Source organism: Pseudomonas protegens (genome assembly GCF_003363755.1).
Taxonomy (GTDB): domain Bacteria; phylum Pseudomonadota; class Gammaproteobacteria; order Pseudomonadales; family Pseudomonadaceae; genus Aquipseudomonas; species Aquipseudomonas danubii.
Genome location: NZ_CP031396.1, coordinates 1,545,433 through 1,562,756 on the forward strand (window position 1 = coordinate 1,545,433; position 17,324 = coordinate 1,562,756).

Genomic DNA, 17,324 nt, shown 5'->3' on the forward strand with positions numbered 1-17,324 from the left:
AAGGCCACTGTAGGAACGGGCTTGCCCGCGAAGCGCTTCACTCCAGCACCTCACGCAGATGTCGCGCAGCATCACGCTGGCAATTGAGCTGAATCTGCTCCAACCCCAGCCAATCGGCCATCTTGCGCAATTGCACGGCCAATGCCCGGATGCCCTCTTCGTCCAGACCGGGCTGCTCTTCATGCACCCCATGCACCGCCAAACGCCCCTGAGCTCGCTCCGCCCGCAAATCGACCCGAGCGACGATCCGCTCGTTGTGCAAGAACGGCAGCACGTAATAGCCATAGACCCGCTTGTGCCGGGGCGTATAGATCTCCAGCCGATAGCGGAAATCGAACAGTCGCTCAGTGCGGCTGCGCTCCCAGATCAGTGAATCGAACGGTGACAACAGCGCACTGGCCTCGACCTTGCGCGGCACCTTGACCTGCGGCAGGCAATAGGCCGGCTGACGCCAACCCTGAACCTCGCAGGCCAGCAACTCACCGGACTCCACCAGTTCGGCGAGTCGTGCACGGCTGTCGCCTGGATCGAGACGAAAATAATCCCGAAGGTCCTTTTCCGTGGCCACACCCAGAGCGGTTGCGCCATGCAGCATCAGGCGACGCTGGGCCTGAGCCTCATCCAGCAGCGGTTGCCGAAGGATCTGCGGCGCGATCACCCGCTCCGGCAAATCGTACAGGCGCTCGAAGCCGCGGCGCCCCGCCACCGTTACCTCACCGGCCGCGAACAGCCATTCCAACGCATGCTTTTCATCGCTCCAATCCCACCAGGGCCCGGCACGCTCCTCACGGGTGGACAGGCTGCCGGCGCCTAGCGCGCCCTGCTCTTGGACCGCGGCCATTACCCGACGGACAGTGGCCTGGCGCTCCTGACCAAAGCGCGTCAACTGGGAGTAGATACCCTGCCCTTGTTTTGCCCGCTGCATCCGCCAGCGCATCAGCGGGTACATGGACATGGGTAGCAACGACGCCTCATGCCCCCAGTATTCAAACAACGTGCGTTGCCGGCCCTGACTCCAGGCGGCCTGATCGAGCAACGCCTGTGGATAACTGCCCAGGCGGGAAAACAGCGGCAGGTAATGGGCCCGTACCAAGGCGTTGACCGAATCGATCTGCAACAGGCCCAGGCGCTCTATCTGCAGATTGAGGCGTGCGGCCTTGATCGTTGCCGACGGCTGGCGCCCGCCGAAACCCTGGGCGGCCAGCGCCAGTCGGCGAGCCTGTTTGAGAGAGAAAGAGCATTGTGCAGGCATGGGAGTTCTCCTTGTCTGCCCGCACGCTAGCGCACCGGGAAGCGGCTTGTGTAGCACCCTTGCCGCTATTTATGCATCGGGTCGTCCCAGAACGGGCGGACCCGCTCATGCTCGACATCGGCCCGCGTCAGGCCCAGGTCCTTCAACGCCTCATCGCTCAGCCCGGCGAGCATCCGGCGCTCACGCCCAAGCTCATACCAGCGCATGACCCTGCGCCATAAGCCGCTCAATGACAGCGCCTGAAATGACAGCTTGTGGACCAGCACATAACCCTTTTGACCTTTCATCATCTTGCCCTCCAGTGGGGATGACGCCAGTCTGTGCTTAGGATTAAGATCAATCCAACGAATGTTTCTTATGTCATTCATCTCAGGATTTGATGGAATGTCCCAGTTCCCCAGCATCGACACCGAAGTCCTGCGCACCTTTGTCGCCATCGCCGATGAAGGCGGTTTTACCCGGGCCGGCGAACGGGTCAATCGCACCCAGTCGGCGGTGAGCATGCAGATGAAACGCCTGGAAGAAGATGTGCTGCAACGCCAGTTGTTCCAGCGCGACGGGCGCCAGGTCAAGCTCACCGCCGAGGGCCAGGTGCTGCTGGGCTACGCCCGACGCATCCTGAAACTGCACAGCGAGGTGTTCAACACCCTGCGCGAGCCGCACATGGTGGGCCTGGTTCGCATCGGCACTCCGGATGATTATGTGATGCGCTTTCTACCGGGAATCCTGTCGCGCTTTGCCCAAAGCTACCCGCTGATCCAGATCGAGGTGCATTGCGAATCCAGCAAACAGTTGCTGCAACGCCAGGACCTGGACCTGTCCATCGTCACCCGCGAGCCGGGCAGCGAGATCGGCCAACTGCTGCGCAAGGAGCGCTTCGTCTGGGCCGTGGCCCAGGGCTTCAATCCCCACGAGCAATCGCCATTGCCCCTGGCGATGTTCAACAGCGACTGCTTTTGCAGACTCTGGGCCTGCAACGCCCTGGACGCCGCCGGACTCGACTACCGGATTGCCTACAACAGCTCGAGCCTGGCGGCGTTGATGGCCGTGGTCAGTGCCGGACTGGCAATCACCGCGCAACTGGAAAGCCTGATCACACCGGACATGCGCATTCTCGGCGAGGCACAGGGCCTGCCCCAATTGCCGGAGGCGAGCATCATGCTGCTGCGCAACCTCAATACGCCCTCCCCCATCACCGAATGCCTGGCGGAGCACATTGTCGAAGGCTTCAAACTTTGAAGGCCAGCATCACCGCGCACACCACCAGGAAACCGCAGAACAGCGCCCGCAGCAGGCGCTCGGGCAAAGCATGAGCCACCTTCACTCCCCAACTGATGCTCAACAGGCCGCCGACCGCCAACGGCAGACCAATCATCCAGTCCACTTGGTGATGGACGCCGTAGGTCACCAGAGTCACCCCGGTGCTCGGCAACGCCAGAGCCAGGGACAGCCCTTGTGCCACCACCTGGGAGGTGCCAAAGACGCTGGTCAATACTGGCGTGGCCACTACCGCTCCGCCTACGCCGAACAACCCGCCCATGGCCCCGGAGGCAGCGCCCAGAACCCCCAGCCAAGGCCAGGAATAACGCATCCGCGTGCTGGCCGGCGCGCTGCTCATGAACATGCGCAGCAGGTTGTAGGCCGACAGCACCAGGAGAAAGACGACAAAGCCGATACGCATCTTCTGCGCGTCGATGCCCACCGCCCAGATCGAGCCGAGCCAGGCGAAACAAAAGCCCATCAGCGCCAGTGGCAGGGCATGGCGCAGTTCGATGCGGTTGCGCTGGTGATAACGCCACAGCGCCAGCATCACATTGGGCACCACCATCACCAGCGCGGTGCCCTGAGCAATCTGCTGATCCAGGCCGAACACCCCCCCCAGCACGGGAATCGCGATCAAGCCGCCGCCGATACCGAACAAACCACCCACTGTGCCCAGGGCCGCGCCCAACAGCAGATACATCACTAACTCGATCACAGCCGCTCTCCTCACCTGAGAGCTGCATGCTACGCAGTCGGCCCTGGCACGGAAACGCACAGCAACGCACAATGGCTGTGCCGTTTTCGCATAAGCGCTCTGACCATGAATCCCAACACTCTCACCGAACAACTGGGGCTGTTTCTCGATGTGCTGGAAGCCGGCAGTTTTTCCGCCGCGGCTCGCCGCCATCCACTGACGCCCTCCGCCGTGGCCCGGCGTATCGACAGCCTGGAAAGTGCCGTGGGCACCACGTTGTTCATGCGCACCACCCATGCCGTGGTTGCCACAGCCGCTGGCCTGGCCTTCGCCGAACGGGCCCGGCGCATTGTCGCTGAACTGCAACTGGCCCGGGCCGAGGCGGTGTCCCTGAGCCATGCGCCGGAAGGCCTGATCCGCATCGATGCCCCGGCCGCCTTCGGCCGCCGTCATCTGGCACCGGCGATCGCCGACTTCCTGGTGCTCTATCCCGGCCTGGATGTACAACTGCACCTGATCGACAGCTTCGTCGACATGCAGGGCTCGCACCTGGGCAAAGTGGACCTGGTACTGCGGGCCGGGCAACAGGTGGATACCCGGATGGTGGCCACCTCCCTGGCCAGCATCGTACGCATTGCCTGCGCCAGTCCGTCCTACCTGAAGAGCCGTGGCACCCCGACTCAACCCGCTGAGCTCAGCCAGCACGACGGCCTCGACTGGGATGGCCTGGCACCCTTGTTCGCCTGGCGCTTTGAACGGGACGGACAGCTGCACAGTCATCGCCCACAACGCATCCGCCTCAGCGCCAACAATGCCGAAGCCCTGCTTTCGGGAGCCTTGGCCGGGCTGGGAATTGCTCACTTGCCCACCTGGCTGGTGAGTGAGTACCTGTTGCGCGGAGAACTGGTGCCGTTGTTCTGTGATAACGGTCTACCCAAGCCGGAAACCGCCGGTATCTATGCCTTGCGCATGGAGCAGCATCCCAATGCCCGTAGCCGCCTGCTGCTGGAGTACCTGAAAAGTCGCTTCAGTCCGGTTCCGCCATGGGACCTGGCACTGCAGAGTGCAATGAACTGACGTCGAAGAAAATTATCTGGTGCATTAAAGACTCGCCCGCTAGATTCAGGACCATTAACGACCAAGGCCCCCGACATGACCACCGACCGCTCTACCCCGGATACCTGCGAACAGCTGCTGCTGGACAACCAAGTGTGTTTCGCCCTGCACTCCACATCGCTGCTACTGACCAAGGTCTATAAACCGTTGCTGCAGCAACTGGGGCTGACCTATCCGCAGTACCTGGCAATGCTGGTGCTCTGGGAGCGGGATGGCTTGACCGTCGGCGAAATCAGCCAGCGCCTGCTGACCGACCCCGGCTCGCTGACTCCCTTGCTCAAGCGCCTGGAAGCCGAGGGCCTGCTGAGCCGCACTCGCAGCCGGGAAGATGAGCGAGTGGTCATTGTCGAGCTGACGGAACAGGGCCGAGCGATGCGCGAACAAGCCCGGAACATCCCACAGTGCATCCTCGGCGCCAGCGGTCGGACAGTGGAGCAGTTGCGGCAGCTGCAAGAAGATTTACAGATGCTGCGGGGGCATTTGCAGGACAGTCTCTAAGGCTTCGCCGACAAGCCAGCGCCTATGGCTGGGGCTGGTTTTGAGAAAAAAATATATTTATAAAAAACAATGAGTTGAGCCAGAAACAGGGCTTCGGGCAAGAGTTTGCATAAAATATATCTTGCGCACTAAATATTTGAGCGATACATTTATTTCGCACTTACTTAGCGCGCAAACAATTAGCGCAAAAACAACCCAGCACGAGGCTTTCACCATGCAAACTCTCTACACCGCAGTTGCAACCGCCACCGGTGGCCGTGATGGCCGCGCTGTTTCCAGTGACAACATCCTCGACGTCAAACTGGCCACCCCCAAGGAACTCGGCGGGGCCGGTGGACAGGCGACCAACCCGGAACAGCTGTTCGCTGCCGGCTATTCGGCCTGCTTTATCGGTGCCCTGAAGTTCGTTGCCAGCCAGAGCAAGCGCAAGATCCCGGACAACGCCTCGATCACCGCCCATGTCGGTATCGGTCAGATCCCTGGCGGCTTTGGCTTGGATATCGATCTGCATGTCAGCCTTCCGGGCGTGGCTCAGGAAGATGCGCAAAGCCTGGTGGATGCCGCACATCAGGTCTGCCCCTACTCCAACGCCACCCGCGGCAATGTTGATGTACGCCTGCACGTGAACGTCTGAAACGGTAAACGCCAGGCATAAAAAAGCCCGACTCAAGGTCGGGCTTTTTCATCGACAAGATCGAACCAGGATTAAACCTTGGCGCGGCCCTTGTAGGAACCGCCTTCGCGGGTATCGATCTCGATCATGTCGCCGATTTCGATGAAGTCCGCAACGCTCAGCTCGGTACCGTTTTTCAGTTTGGCAGGCTTCATCACCTTGCCCGAAGTGTCGCCGCGAGCGGAACCTTCGGTGTAGTCAACCTGACGTACGATGGTGGTCGGCAGGTCAACGGAAACCAGACGGTCTTCGAAGAACACGGCTTCGCAAACGTCGGTCATGCCTTCTTCGATGAACGGCAGAACGGCCTCGATGTCTTCGGCGTTCAGCTCGTACATGGTGTAGTCGGTGGTGTCCATGAAGGTGTAGGTGTCACCGCTGATGAACGACAGGGTCGCTTCTTTGCGATCCAGGATCACGTCGTCCAGTTTGTCGTCCGCACCGTAAACGGTTTCGGTCTTGTAACCGGTCAGCAGGTTCTTCAGCTTGGTCTTCATGATCGCGCTGTTACGACCGGACTTGGTGAATTCAGCTTTCTGAACCAGCCAAGGATCGTTGTCGATACGGATCACGGTACCGGGTTTGAGTTCTTTACCAGTTTTCATTGCGAATATCCGAATTTGGATGGGATTTACAAAAATCTAGGCCGCGTATCATATCCAATTTAGGTAAAACTGCACCAGCGCCGCAGCAAGATCGGCTTGCAAGCCTTGTTCCAGACACCATTGTTCGGCGTGCGCGGCGACTTCGGGCCAGTGTTGCAGCAGGTTTTTCCAGGCTTCGGTCATCGCTGCCTCGGTATTCCAGGCCTGCCACAGGGCCCGCACCGCCGCTTGGGCGTCAGGTGAAAGAGTCCGGGTGTACAAGGCGAGAAAGGCCTCGAGCTTGTCCAGGTGGATGTCTTCGTCCTGGCGGTAGATATGCCAGAGCATCGGCCGCCCGGCCCATTGCGCCCGAACAAAGGAGTCCTCTCCACGCACCGCGTTGAAATCGCAGCACCACAACAGACGGTCGTAATCTTCCTGGCGAACAAAAGGCAGGACCTGGACCGTCAGGGACTGCCGGATCTGCAGGCTGCCCACACTCAACGACGCGTTTCCCAGCCAGCGCTGCACATCTCCCAGGATGCGCCCTTCGGGCACCAGCAAATGGGTCTGTTGCGTATCGAGGGCCAAGGCATCCAGCCAACCACCAAGACTGGCGTTCTCATAGGCAAACAGTGATATCAAGCGGCTATCGGCGGCGGGAGTGACTCCCAGTCCTTGAAGAAAATCCAGCTGGACCTGGCGATCGGCCTGAAATTGCCGGCGGCGCTCGAGCAATCCGGCTTCGCGCAGCAAGCCGCCCGTGCCAGCCTGGAATCCGGGGAAGAAAAAGTACTTCTGTACACCACGAAACTTCACTGATGGCAGGCCGTGGCAGCCGCTGACCCAGTCCTCCGCGCTCAGGTAATCCAGATTCAGCCACAAGGGTGCACGCTGGCGCTCGGCCATCGCCTCCATATAGGCATGGGGCAACTGACAGGCAAACGCAGCGATCACCACATCGGCAGCAACTTCATCCTGCCACTGGGCCGGCCAATGGCGCACTTCGACCCCATCCTGATACTGACTGAGTCGCTGGAAGTCGATCTCTGGACAGATCTTTTCAAAGGCCCGCAGATCATCGACCCACAAACGCACCGTGCATTGATGCTCGGCCACCAACTGTCGGGCCAGGCGCCAGGTCACGCCGATGTCGCCGTAGTTGTCGACCACGCTGCAAAAAATATCCCAGGAGGCTTTCATTCCAGTCCCCGATTGGCAAAGGCGCCGATTGTCCGCATAAATGCTCCTGCGCAGAAGAGCCAACCTCGATTAATCTTCATGCGACAATCAGCCCTCGCCCACTATCGCCCGCCAGGAGGCAACCATGTCTTATCGCCCGCCCGCTCGTCGCTCCTTGCGCATCAGCTTCAATGCCCTGGCGCTCAGCGGCAGCATTGCCCTGGGCCTGTGGCTGGGTTTTCTGGCGATTGCCCTGACCTGCTGGCTAGCCTCGCACTTTCTCTTCAGCCAGCAACTGGCTCCTGTAGCGCAAGCCGTGCAGCAATTGGCGAAGCCGCCGGTGGTTGCGCCTGAGCCGCCCAATCGGCTGTTCGAGCAGTATCAGGAAAACCTGCGCAAGAACGAAGAGTTGCAATCCCTGGATAACGCTCGTAGCAACCCGCGCAACCTGTCCAATCCCAAATGCCAGTTCTGGTTGCAACAGGACCAGACAGCGCCCAGCGAAAAGAGTCGCGCCAACGTTCTGCAGTTCTGTAATTGATCATGAATAAACAGTCTGTCTGCCAACTGATTCTGCAACAGCTCCGAGAGGATCTGGAAGTCGCGGTGCGCGCTGCGCAAACCGCCTACGAAACCGCCACTCACGAAGAGAATATCGCCGAGAACAAGTACGACACCCTGGGGCTGGAAGCCTCCTACCTGGCGGCCGGCCAGGCTCGGCGGGTCGAGGAAATCCGTCAGGCATTGAGTCTCTGGCAGAATCTGAGTTTGCGATCCTACGACCCACAGGCCGGAATCCAGGTCGGTGCGTTGCTGGGGCTGGAGGATGAAAACGGCCACGAACAATGGCTGTTTCTTGGTCCCGACGGGGCAGGCTTGAAGGTTTATGTGGTGGGGCAACTGGTGACCGTCATCACCCCGCGGTCACCGCTGGGCAAGAGCCTGATGGGCAAGTTCGAGGACGACGAGGTGGAGATCGTAGTGGCGGGGACCTGGCAACAGTTCACTGTCACCGAGGTCCGCTAGCTGTAATCAGTGAACCGGCAGTTCAACGCCGTCGAACAGTTCTTCCAGTTCCTGCTTGTTATGGCATTGAATCGCCTTGGCCATGACTTCGCGCGTCAGGTGCGGGGCGAACTTCTCGATGAAGTCGCACATGAAGCCGCGCAGGAATGTACCGCGACGGAAACCGATCTTGGTGATGCTCGACTCGAACAGCTCGCTGGCGTCCAGTACCACCAGGTCATTGTCGAGCTTGGTGTCGACCGCCATCTTGGCGACGATACCCACTCCCAACCCCAGGCGCACATAGGTCTTGATCACGTCGGCGTCAGCCGCAGTGAACACCACCTTTGGCGTCAGGCCACGATGGCTGAAGGCTTCATCGAGCTTGGAGCGGCCAGTGAAACCGAACACGTAGGTAACGATGGGGTATTCGGCCAGGGTTTCCAGGGTCAGCTTCGGCAGCTTGGTCAGCGGGTGGCCCTGAGGCACAACCACGCAACGGTTCCAGCGATAGCACGGCATCATCACCAGATCACCGAACAGCTCCAGCGCCTCGGTGGCGATGGCGAAATCCACAGTGCCGTCAGCGGCCATCTCAGCGATCTGCATCGGCGAGCCCTGGTGCATGTGCAGGGCCACATCGGGGTACTGCTTGATGAAGCTACTGATCACCGGCGGCAGGGCGTAACGTGCCTGGGTATGGGTGGTGGCGATGGACAGGGTGCCCTTCTTCTCGTTGGAGAACTCCTGGGCGATCTGCTTGATGCTCTCGACTTTGCGCAGGATCTCGCCAGCGGTAGTGATTATTCGCTCACCGGCCGGGGTCACACGGGTCAGATGCTTGCCGCTGCGAGCGAAGACCTCGACCCCAAGCTCGTCTTCGAGCAGACGGATCTGCTTGCTGATACCCGGTTGTGAGGTGTAAAGGCTTTGGGCGGTAGCGGAGACGTTGAGGTCGTGGTGCGCCACTTCCCAGATGTAGCGCAATTGTTGAAGCTTCATATCAATCCCTCAAAGCAGGTAGACGCCACGGGTATCAGCGACGGTATATAACTATATTAATGGTCAGGAGAATAAATCTAGAACTTTTATTCAGAATTTTCCATTCCGCTCTCAGACATCCCCCTGACGCCGACGCTGCACCAGAGGCACCAGATAAACCGGCACTTTGGCCAGCTGTAAAACCCGTGCGGCCGTACGCCCCAAAGGGGTTTGCGCACCGCCCCCGTGGCTGTGACTTCCTACGATCAGCAAATCCACCGAGAGTTTCGCCGCCTGGTCCAGAATCACCTGGGATGGGTCCCCTTGAAGCACCCGCACCGACTGGATCAAGGTCAGGTCCTGCATGCCCTCCCCCAACTCCTCGCGAAAACTGTCCAGCACCCGCTGCTCGATATTGGCCATTACCGTGCTCAAGCCCTGGCGGTGAAACTCGTTCAAGGATTGCTCATCCAGATAGCTCTGCAACACCGATTCGGCAAATAGCCCCATGGGTTCCACTGCGTGCACTACATGTAAGTCGGCATTGAACGTTCGAGCCAGCTCCAAGGCATGCTGCATGACAAAGGGCGCATACAGACCGAGGTCGGTGGCATACAGCATCGAACGAATCATATGACCTCCTCAACTGCCAAGATGGCGGAGATTGATTCAGCTTAGCAGTGCCTGGAACTGTGGGAGGTTCGACGCCAAGCCTGGGATTTTAGGGCTCAATCCCTGGCTTCGTTGCTGATGCCGTGGGGCACGTGACCGGTGGCAACCACCTCGCGGGCCAACTCGCAGTGACCGGCCTGATCATCAAAAAAAACATCGGCGGCGAAGGCTTCAAGAAAGGCGGCTTTCTCCAGGCCGCCCAGAAACAAGGACTCGTCCAGACGAATGTCCCACTCGCGCAAGGTGCGGATCACCCGCTCATGGGCCGGCGCCGAACGGGCCGTGACCAAGGCCGTGCGAATCGGGCAGGCATCGTTGGGAAACTCGCCCTGAAGCAGATTGAGTGCCGCCAGAAAGCCCTTGAACGGTCCGCCCGGCAATGGCTCCCGGGCCGACTGCTGCTCACTGGCCTGAAAGGCCTCCAGGCCACCGGTTTGATAGACCCGTTCCGAGTCATCGGAAAACAGCACGGCGTCCCCGTCGAAGGCGATGCGCAACTCGCCATTGGCGGCACGCCGGGCGCCGCCTGAGAGGATGGTCGCGGCAGCAAACCCAGCCTCCAGAGCACTGCGCACATCGTCGGCATGGGTAGAGAGAAACAGATCGCTGCCAAAGGCCGCCAGATAGGGATAGGGACTGCGACCGCCGACGAAGGCCGCACGGGAAATACCCAGGCCGTAATGCTGGATCGAGTTGAACACCCGCAGGCCGGTGTCGGCACTGTTGCGTGAAACCAGCACCACCTCGACCCGCGCACGCCCCAGACTGGCATTGAGACTGAGCAGTTTCTTCACCAATGGGAAGGCATCGCCCGGTTCGAGGATCTCCTCTTCGTGTTCGATCTGGTACTGCCTATAAGCCTCGACCCCCTGGGCCAGATAGACCTTATGGCTGTCGCTCAGATCGAACAGCGCCCGCGACGAAATCGCCACCACCAGCTTGCCATCCAGGCCATTTGCCATATTCCGTCCCCTTCAGGTAATCAGCTCAAGCGTGATGCCGGTCGATGAAACTCAAGGCCTGGTAAAGCGCCTGGATTTTCGGCAGCTCACAGCCAGCGGCCCTGGCTGCCGCCAAAGGTGCGGCATAGATGGCTGCCAACTCCAGAGGACGCTGATGCAGGAAATCATGGTACATGCTCGGCCAGTAGTCGGGCATGTGCTCGGTGGACTTGAACAGTTGCTGTGCGTAGGCATCTGGAATGACATGACCACAAGCCGCGGCCCCCAGAAGCACCTCCTGCATGAGGTTCTGAATCAACTCGCGGCTGTCCGGATCGCCCATCAACGGCGTGGTGCTGGCCTTGAGCAGCACCGATAGACCGTTGTAAGGCACATTCCACACCAGCTTCTGCCAACGCGCCTGCTGCAGGTTGCCCATGACCTTGGAATCAAGCCCGGCCTCACGAAACAACGCCGCCCCTTCTTCGACAATAGCCTGGCTCAACACCGGATCAGCGCTTGCCGGACCGCTGTGGTAACCCAGATTGACTGCACCAAGAGCCTGGTGCTCGATCTGGCCGGGACCCGCACGATGGACACAGATAAAGCACAAGCCACCCAGTAGGTGCAGCGACTCAGGAAGCACGGCGCGCAGGCCATCTTCAACGTCCAGGCCGTTCTGCAGCAACAGAACCTTGGCATCAGGCGCCGCCGCCTGAATGATCGCCGGCGCCAACTGGAGGTTGCTGGTGGTCTTGGCTCCCACCAGCAGCCAGTCACAAAGCGGCATCTCCTCAGCGCTGGCGTATGCCTGCACCGGTTTCAGGCTCAACGCCCCGTACTGAGCGCTGTTGACCTGCAGCCCCTGCTCCACCACCGTCGAAAACTCGCTACGCAATAGAAAGTGCACGTCGAAACCGGCGCGTGCCAGCATCACCCCGTAAAAACCTCCGATCGCTCCGGTCCCGATAATGCCCACACGCGGTTTACGACCTGCATCCATCAAGGCAACTCCTCTGGAATTCGATTGAGCGCCTGACGCAAGCCCTCAGTGAGCGCCTTGTACGTCAGCCGCGACTGCAACGCCCCATAAAACTCACCGTCGCTCACCACAAACAGGGCCGGCAGGTGAAACACCTGATAGCGCTCCACGGCGCCTCCGTTGTCAGCGGCGTCGACCCAGCACAAGCGCTCGACCGGCAAGCCCAGCCCCGGCAGTTGCGCCCGCGCCCAACGGCAACTGGAACAGCCAACGCTGGTGAAAACCACCAGGGAAACACCATCCAGACCCAGCAATTGCTGGTCGATATCGAAGTCTGTCAGTTCCAATTCGACCACTATACTGGGGGAAACAATGTCAAATGGACGACACTCGGAGTCTGCGGTCATGGGACGTTTTTTGCCTCATCCTGATGATGTTCCGGTTGAACTGACCCTGCGTAAATACGCCTGCATTTCGCGTCAGCGGTTGCACACTATCAGCCTCGGTGGCATGGCGTGCAATTACCACCGCGCCTGGCGCCACGGCACCGCACTAGAGGTGTATATGCCGACGCTGGGGGAAAATGCGCGCTACAACGGCTATGTCGCCTGGTGCCTGAAACGCAAGCGCGGCTACCTGGTGGGCATCGCTTTCGTCGATGAACAAACGCTGTTCGGCGCCCGCATGGGCGAACAGGTGTGCCAGATCGCTCGATACTGCCGCCTGCATGAACCTCAGAGCGAACAACAATGCATCGAGGCCCTGGCCCTGAATTGGGTCGAGCAGCACGCAGAGGACTATTCCGAGGACCGCGTACACCAGGCTTTTGTGCAGCCTTAGCCCAATAAAACCGCCGTCTGCCCATTGTAGAGTCACCGGGTAACGCGCTAAGGTTCCGCTCCCCGACGCGCTCAAATCCGCTGTGCTCCGCCGCGCGGGGATCGCTGGCGGCCGGCACCCGTGACCTGACGAGTAACACGATGGCTGATTTACCGATCAACGACCTTAACGTCGCCTCCAACGAGACCCTGATCACCCCTGATCAACTCAAGCGAGACATCCCCCTTAGCGACACCGCCTTGCGCACCGTGACCAAGGGTCGCGAAGTGATCCGCAACATCCTCGATGGCACTGATCACCGTCTGTTTATCGTCATTGGGCCCTGCTCGATCCACGACATCAAGGCAGCGCACGAGTACGCTGAACGTCTCAAGGCACTGGCGGCGGAAGTCTCTGACACTCTCTATCTGGTAATGCGGGTGTACTTCGAGAAACCCCGTACTACCGTTGGCTGGAAAGGCCTGATCAACGACCCTTACCTGGATGACTCGTTCAAGATTCAGGACGGTTTGCATATCGGGCGGCAGTTGTTGCTGGACCTGGCTGAAATGGGCCTGCCTACCGCCACTGAAGCCCTTGACCCGATCTCCCCGCAATATCTGCAGGACCTGATCAGTTGGTCGGCCATCGGTGCACGCACCACCGAATCCCAGACCCATCGGGAAATGGCTTCCGGCCTGTCGTCGGCCGTGGGCTTCAAGAATGGCACCGACGGTGGCCTAACCGTGGCGATCAATGCGCTGCAATCGGTATCCAGCCCGCATCGTTTCCTGGGGATCAACCCACAAGGTGGCGTATCGATCGTAACCACCAAAGGCAACGCCTACGGCCACGTGGTGCTGCGTGGCGGCAACGGTAAGCCGAACTACGACTCGGTGAGCGTCGCTGTCTGCGAACAAGCCCTGAGCAAGGCCAAGATCAAGCCGAACATCATGATCGACTGCAGCCATGCCAACTCCAACAAGGACCCGGCGCTGCAACCTCTAGTCATGGAAAACGTTGCCAACCAAATCCTGGAAGGCAACCAGTCGATCATCGGTCTGATGGTGGAAAGTCACCTGAACTGGGGTTGCCAGGCGATTCCGAAGGACCTGTCAGACCTGCAGTACGGCGTATCGATTACCGACGCCTGCATCGACTGGGAAAGCACCGAGAAAACCCTGCGCAGCATGCACGCCAAGCTCAAGGACGTATTGCCGAAACGCGATCGCAGCTGATTCCTTTTCGTCAGACACAAAAACGCCGGGCCAAGCCCGGCGTTTTTTATGGTCGCCCCGATCAGAGCTTTGCTGCGTGACGCTGATGGCGTTCCATGTAGCGTTCTACATAAGAACAGGATGGAATCACTGTGTAACCCATACGCTCGGCGTACTCCAGCGCCTGCTCGGTCAACGCCGCGGCAATGCCGCGCCCACGTAATGCGTTGGGCACGAAGGTGCGGTAGATATCCAGAGTCTGCTTACCCAGGTCCATATAGGTCAGGTAGGCACGATGACCGTCCACATTGGTCTCGAACTGATGACCAGCCTGGTCATGGTGGATGGACAACGCCTCGCTCATCACTACTCCTTGCGGGTCTGGAATGCTGACCCATACCTTACCGATGTTTTTCCGGCGAAGGAACAACTTACGCCACCTCGTGCCTGTCGGACACCACCGTAGAAGGCATCCCCCTTACATCGCGAGCACGTTACAAAATAGTAGGCGCCCTGGGCATAAATGCTCAAGCCACACTCGTCACAGATCAACGTAAAACGCCCTCAGCAAGCCTTGCAGAAAGCACCGTCAGGCCCAGTGTAAAAATGCGTTGAGGCTATACATCGCCGGATGCTGAAACTTAAGACGAGCACCGTTTCTTAAAGTCACCGGCAAGATGGATAAAGATAGGCCAAGGCTGGGCAGATTCTGAAGAAAAGTGCCATCGACAGAATATAGGCCACTTTAGCCTAGACTCTGAAACAGCGCCTGGAGAATGCTGGCAAACAACCAGCACCCTCTGACAGAGCCTTGCCGCTGAATGTTTTTTATACAATCGCTTAAAAAGTTGCTCGAAAAAGAATCACCGCCTAGAATTTTTTTTGCTTCTTGCGCTACGTCAGTTTACTTACTACAAGTAATGGGTAGTATGTACGCCGGCTATTTCCTCACTCTGAGGTGATAGCTACTAATAGAAAGTCCTTGAAGGGGAACACGATGAACAACGTTCTGAAATTCTCTGCTCTGGCTCTGGCCGCAGTTCTGGCTACCGGTTGCAGCAGCGTATCCAAAGAAACCGAAGCTCGTCTGACTGCTACTGAAGATGCAGCAGCTCGTGCTCAGGCTCGTGCAGACGAAGCCTATCGTAAAGCTGATGAAGCTCTGGCTGCTGCTCAAAAAGCACAACAGACTGCTGACGAAGCTAACGAGCGCGCTCTGCGTATGCTGGAAAAAGCTAGCCGCAAGTAATAGTCCCTCGGGATTGTTATCAAGCCGATCCATTTTTTGGATCGGCTTTTTTATTGCCTGGGATTTTCCACTGACAATAAAAAACCCGTCGACACCGGCAGGTCTCGACGGGTTGTTGTTCTAACCCTTACTGCTGCAGATCGAACGGAGCACTGGACAACGATGTTGCAGGCGCAGTGGTCGGTATTGCGATCTCCACTGGCAAGCCATCTTCGGCCGCCACTACATCCCTGACCACATCCCAGTTCATGCGCAGGTTGTTGGCCAGATCTTCGCGCTTGAGCAAAGCATTGATCACCGCAGTGTGCTTGTCGACCACTGAAGGATTACCCTTGTCATCCAAAGGTGTATGCGCCTCCAGATAGACTTTGCCACCGCTGATACCGAACTTGTACGGATCGTTGATGATACGCACGGAAGTTCCTACCGGAACCATCCCGGCCATTTCCAGCACGTTGTTGTTGAGCATACGGAAACAGCCATGGCTGGTGCGCATGCCGATGCCGAACTTTTTGTTCGAACCGTGGATCAGGTAACCAGGCGTGCCCAATGTGAACTTGAACGGCCCCAGCGGGTTATTCGGTCCTGCCGGCACCACGCTCGGCAGGGGATCACCATCGGCAGCGTGTTCGGCCCGGATCGACGCTGGTGGAGTCCAGGTTGGATTCGGGGTTTTCGCAGTAATGCTGGTATGAGCGATCGGCGACCCCCAACCCTCGCGTCCAATGCCCAACGGGAAGGTGTAAACCACATTCCGCCCCTTGGGGAAGTAGTAAAGACGATACTCCGCCAGGTTAATCACGATGCCCTCACGGGGCCCGGGAGGCAGGATGAAACGGGTGGGCAAGATGACCTCGGTCCCCGCCCCCGGCAACCAGGGGTCGACTCCCGGATTGGCCGCCACCATCTCCAGATACCCCAGGTCATGAGCAGTGCCCAGGTCGGCGAAGGTGTCTTCGTACTTGGCCTTGATCACCTGCACCTGACCGACAATATCTTCACCGGGCGGCGGTAGAGGCAATTCCAATGCTGCAACGGGACCGGCCAAACACAATGCGGCAAGTGTCAGGCAGCGGGTGACGACGGGGAGACGCGGCAACATCCGGATAATCCTTCGCATGAAAAACGAGTGATAGAAACGCGATTGTACACCCCGCCCCCTGGCTGCGGGAGCCAAGCGGGAGACACAAGCGCAGGCACATGAAATCCCTGTCGAAACGGTCCGCTATCGACCGCCTACAGCTCGAAGCGCAACTCCGGCCAGATCGGCGGAGTGCCGCGCTTTTGCGACTCCAGGATTGCCCGGCACAAAGGGCAGAGTCGTTGATCCTGGAAAATCGTCCGATCCACACTCGACCAGCGCGGCTGCGCGGGCAACAAAGTGCCACACAAGGTCCGATCGGCAGAACCACCCAACTCCAGCTGACGCGTCACCAGATGCACTCGAACTTCCTGGCAGGCGAACAGGTCAAGCTGTTCATCAGGCTCGATCAGTTGATAGGCAAACAGGGACCAGGCGGGACGCGGCATCGGGGGCTCCAAATCGGGGGCGCCACATTAGCCGAAACACTGCCACTAGAAAAGCGTCAAAGCAGCGGTTTTAGCGTCGGCCAGACATTTTCCAGCAACTTGTCCTGAGCCGCTGCTGCAGGGTGCAGACCGTCTGCCTGCATCAGTTCGGGATGACCACCGACCCCATCAAGAAAAAACGGTACCAGCGCCACCTTTTTGTCACTGGCCAACTGGCCATAAACCTGAGCGAACGCCTGGGTGTAGCGCACACCATAGTTGGGCGGCAACTGCATGCCCAACAGCAGCACCTTGGCACCACTGGCCTGGGCACTGTCGATCATCGACGCAAGATTTTGTTGCAATTGCTGAGGCGGCTGGCCGCGCAGGCCATCGTTGCCGCCCAACTCGAGGATCACCACCTCAGGCTTATGCTCTGCAAGCAGCGGCGGCAGCCGCGCCAGGCCACCGGCACTGGTGTCGCCACTGACCGAGGCGTTGATCACTTTGTCGGTGAAACCCTGGTCCTTGAGCCGCTTCTCCAACAGAGCCACCCACCCCTCGCGGGTATCCAGGCCGAAAGCCGCACTGATACTATCGCCCACGATCAGGACCGTACCCGCCGCTGCGTTCTGGGCCATGCACATCAAGGCCAGGCCGGCACTCAAAAACCATACACGCATCGGA

23 protein-coding genes are annotated in these 17,324 nt (G+C 59.2%); 9 read left to right on the forward strand and 14 right to left on the reverse strand.

Going from position 1 to position 17,324, the window contains the following annotated elements:
* Positions 1-37: 37 nt before the first annotated feature.
* Together DWF74_RS06495 and DWF74_RS06500 are read right to left on the reverse strand one after the other, a co-directional pair.
* The gene (locus DWF74_RS06495; protein WP_102860903.1) at positions 38-1,252 is read right to left on the reverse strand and encodes a winged helix-turn-helix domain-containing protein; all 1,215 of its coding nucleotides are present in this window, start codon (positions 1,250-1,252) and stop codon (positions 38-40) included.
* A gap of 65 nt (positions 1,253-1,317) precedes the next feature.
* Complete coding sequence (locus tag DWF74_RS06500) at positions 1,318-1,539, reverse strand: DUF1127 domain-containing protein (RefSeq protein ID WP_102861006.1); 222 nt, start codon at positions 1,537-1,539, stop codon at positions 1,318-1,320.
* Between the two features lie 97 nt (positions 1,540-1,636).
* Here DWF74_RS06500 and DWF74_RS06505 point away from each other — a divergent pair, with 97 nt between their 5' ends.
* Entirely contained in the window at positions 1,637-2,491 is an 855-nt protein-coding gene (locus DWF74_RS06505) for a LysR substrate-binding domain-containing protein (RefSeq protein WP_102860902.1), read from the forward strand.
* Here the strand turns inward: DWF74_RS06505 and DWF74_RS06510 are convergent.
* Complete coding sequence (locus DWF74_RS06510; protein ID WP_115580633.1) at positions 2,481-3,230, reverse strand: sulfite exporter TauE/SafE family protein; 750 nt, start codon at positions 3,228-3,230, stop codon at positions 2,481-2,483. The two genes, DWF74_RS06505 and DWF74_RS06510, sit on opposite strands and share 11 nt — an antisense overlap.
* Positions 3,231-3,335: 105 nt before the next feature.
* Between DWF74_RS06510 and DWF74_RS06515 the strand changes: the two genes are divergently transcribed.
* The 3 genes from DWF74_RS06515 to DWF74_RS06525 all read left to right on the forward strand — a co-directional run bounded on the left by DWF74_RS06515 (position 3,336) and on the right by DWF74_RS06525 (position 5,457).
* On the forward strand, positions 3,336-4,286 hold the full coding sequence (locus DWF74_RS06515) for a LysR family transcriptional regulator (RefSeq protein ID WP_102860900.1): 951 nt from the start codon (positions 3,336-3,338) through the stop codon (positions 4,284-4,286).
* Positions 4,287-4,361: 75 nt separating this feature from the next.
* Positions 4,362-4,823 carry a MarR family winged helix-turn-helix transcriptional regulator gene (locus tag DWF74_RS06520; RefSeq protein ID WP_102860899.1) on the forward strand — a complete coding sequence of 154 codons (462 nt, stop codon included), beginning with the start codon at positions 4,362-4,364 and terminating at the stop codon, positions 4,821-4,823.
* 214 nt (positions 4,824-5,037) lie between these two features.
* Positions 5,038-5,457 (forward strand): organic hydroperoxide resistance protein, encoded by a 420-nt coding sequence (locus DWF74_RS06525; protein WP_115580634.1) that lies wholly within the window; start codon positions 5,038-5,040, stop codon positions 5,455-5,457.
* Positions 5,458-5,528: 71 nt separating this feature from the next.
* Here the strand turns inward: DWF74_RS06525 and DWF74_RS06530 are convergent, their stop codons facing one another.
* Positions 5,529-6,101, reverse strand: a complete 573-nt coding sequence (locus DWF74_RS06530) for an elongation factor P (protein WP_007931398.1) — start codon at positions 6,099-6,101, stop codon at positions 5,529-5,531.
* A gap of 48 nt (positions 6,102-6,149) precedes the next feature.
* On the reverse strand, positions 6,150-7,283 hold the full coding sequence (gene earP / locus DWF74_RS06535) for an elongation factor P maturation arginine rhamnosyltransferase EarP (RefSeq protein WP_115580635.1): 1,134 nt from the start codon (positions 7,281-7,283) through the stop codon (positions 6,150-6,152).
* 124 nt (positions 7,284-7,407) lie between these two features.
* On the opposite strand from earP, the gene DWF74_RS06540 reads away from it, so the two are divergent.
* Positions 7,408-7,803 (forward strand): hypothetical protein, encoded by a 396-nt coding sequence (locus DWF74_RS06540; protein WP_102860896.1) that lies wholly within the window; start codon positions 7,408-7,410, stop codon positions 7,801-7,803.
* Positions 7,804-7,805: 2 nt separating this feature from the next.
* Positions 7,806-8,288 carry a GreA/GreB family elongation factor gene (locus DWF74_RS06545; RefSeq protein WP_115580636.1) on the forward strand — a complete coding sequence of 161 codons (483 nt, stop codon included), beginning with the start codon at positions 7,806-7,808 and terminating at the stop codon, positions 8,286-8,288.
* A 6-nt stretch (positions 8,289-8,294) separates the two neighbouring features.
* On the opposite strand, the gene cysB is transcribed toward DWF74_RS06545, so the two are convergent.
* From cysB to DWF74_RS06570, 5 genes are all read right to left on the reverse strand, one after another.
* A complete protein-coding gene (gene cysB / locus DWF74_RS06550) occupies positions 8,295-9,269 on the reverse strand; it encodes an HTH-type transcriptional regulator CysB (RefSeq protein ID WP_102860894.1) in 975 nt (324 codons plus the stop codon).
* A 111-nt stretch (positions 9,270-9,380) separates the two neighbouring features.
* Complete coding sequence (locus DWF74_RS06555; RefSeq protein ID WP_102860893.1) at positions 9,381-9,881, reverse strand: universal stress protein; 501 nt, start codon at positions 9,879-9,881, stop codon at positions 9,381-9,383.
* A 95-nt stretch (positions 9,882-9,976) separates the two neighbouring features.
* Positions 9,977-10,882: a 5'-nucleotidase gene (locus DWF74_RS06560; protein ID WP_102860892.1), complete on the reverse strand. Its 906-nt coding sequence runs from the start codon at positions 10,880-10,882 to the stop codon at positions 9,977-9,979.
* Positions 10,883-10,907: 25 nt separating this feature from the next.
* On the reverse strand, positions 10,908-11,864 hold the full coding sequence (locus DWF74_RS06565) for a putative 2-dehydropantoate 2-reductase (protein ID WP_102860891.1): 957 nt from the start codon (positions 11,862-11,864) through the stop codon (positions 10,908-10,910).
* Entirely contained in the window at positions 11,864-12,250 is a 387-nt protein-coding gene (locus DWF74_RS06570) for a thioredoxin (RefSeq protein ID WP_115580637.1), read from the reverse strand. Before DWF74_RS06570 ends, DWF74_RS06565 begins: the two co-directional genes overlap by 1 nt.
* Between DWF74_RS06570 and DWF74_RS06575 the strand changes: the two genes are divergently transcribed.
* Together DWF74_RS06575 and DWF74_RS06580 are read left to right on the forward strand one after the other, a co-directional pair.
* Positions 12,249-12,683 (forward strand): PilZ domain-containing protein, encoded by a 435-nt coding sequence (locus DWF74_RS06575; RefSeq protein WP_102860889.1) that lies wholly within the window; start codon positions 12,249-12,251, stop codon positions 12,681-12,683. The two genes, DWF74_RS06570 and DWF74_RS06575, sit on opposite strands and share 2 nt — an antisense overlap.
* A 140-nt stretch (positions 12,684-12,823) precedes the next feature.
* On the forward strand, positions 12,824-13,900 hold the full coding sequence (locus DWF74_RS06580; protein WP_016967428.1) for a 3-deoxy-7-phosphoheptulonate synthase: 1,077 nt from the start codon (positions 12,824-12,826) through the stop codon (positions 13,898-13,900).
* Between the two features lie 61 nt (positions 13,901-13,961).
* On the opposite strand, the gene DWF74_RS06585 is transcribed toward DWF74_RS06580, so the two are convergent.
* Positions 13,962-14,243 carry a GNAT family N-acetyltransferase gene (locus DWF74_RS06585; RefSeq protein ID WP_011062548.1) on the reverse strand — a complete coding sequence of 94 codons (282 nt, stop codon included), beginning with the start codon at positions 14,241-14,243 and terminating at the stop codon, positions 13,962-13,964.
* Positions 14,244-14,876: 633 nt separating this feature from the next.
* Between DWF74_RS06585 and oprI the strand changes: the two genes are divergently transcribed.
* Positions 14,877-15,128 (forward strand): outer membrane lipoprotei OprI, encoded by a 252-nt coding sequence (gene oprI / locus DWF74_RS06590; RefSeq protein ID WP_003448337.1) that lies wholly within the window; start codon positions 14,877-14,879, stop codon positions 15,126-15,128.
* Positions 15,129-15,255: 127 nt separating this feature from the next.
* Here oprI and DWF74_RS06595 read toward each other — a convergent pair whose 3' ends face one another.
* The 3 genes from DWF74_RS06595 to DWF74_RS06605 all read right to left on the reverse strand — a co-directional run bounded on the left by DWF74_RS06595 (position 15,256) and on the right by DWF74_RS06605 (position 17,320).
* Positions 15,256-16,230, reverse strand: coding sequence for a L,D-transpeptidase family protein (locus DWF74_RS06595; RefSeq protein WP_115580638.1), 975 nt, complete (start codon positions 16,228-16,230; stop codon positions 15,256-15,258).
* 134 nt (positions 16,231-16,364) lie between these two features.
* Positions 16,365-16,658 carry a hypothetical protein gene (locus DWF74_RS06600; RefSeq protein WP_007931378.1) on the reverse strand — a complete coding sequence of 98 codons (294 nt, stop codon included), beginning with the start codon at positions 16,656-16,658 and terminating at the stop codon, positions 16,365-16,367.
* Between the two features lie 56 nt (positions 16,659-16,714).
* Positions 16,715-17,320, reverse strand: a complete 606-nt coding sequence (locus tag DWF74_RS06605; RefSeq protein ID WP_102860887.1) for an arylesterase — start codon at positions 17,318-17,320, stop codon at positions 16,715-16,717.
* Between the last annotated feature and the right edge of the window lie 4 nt (positions 17,321-17,324).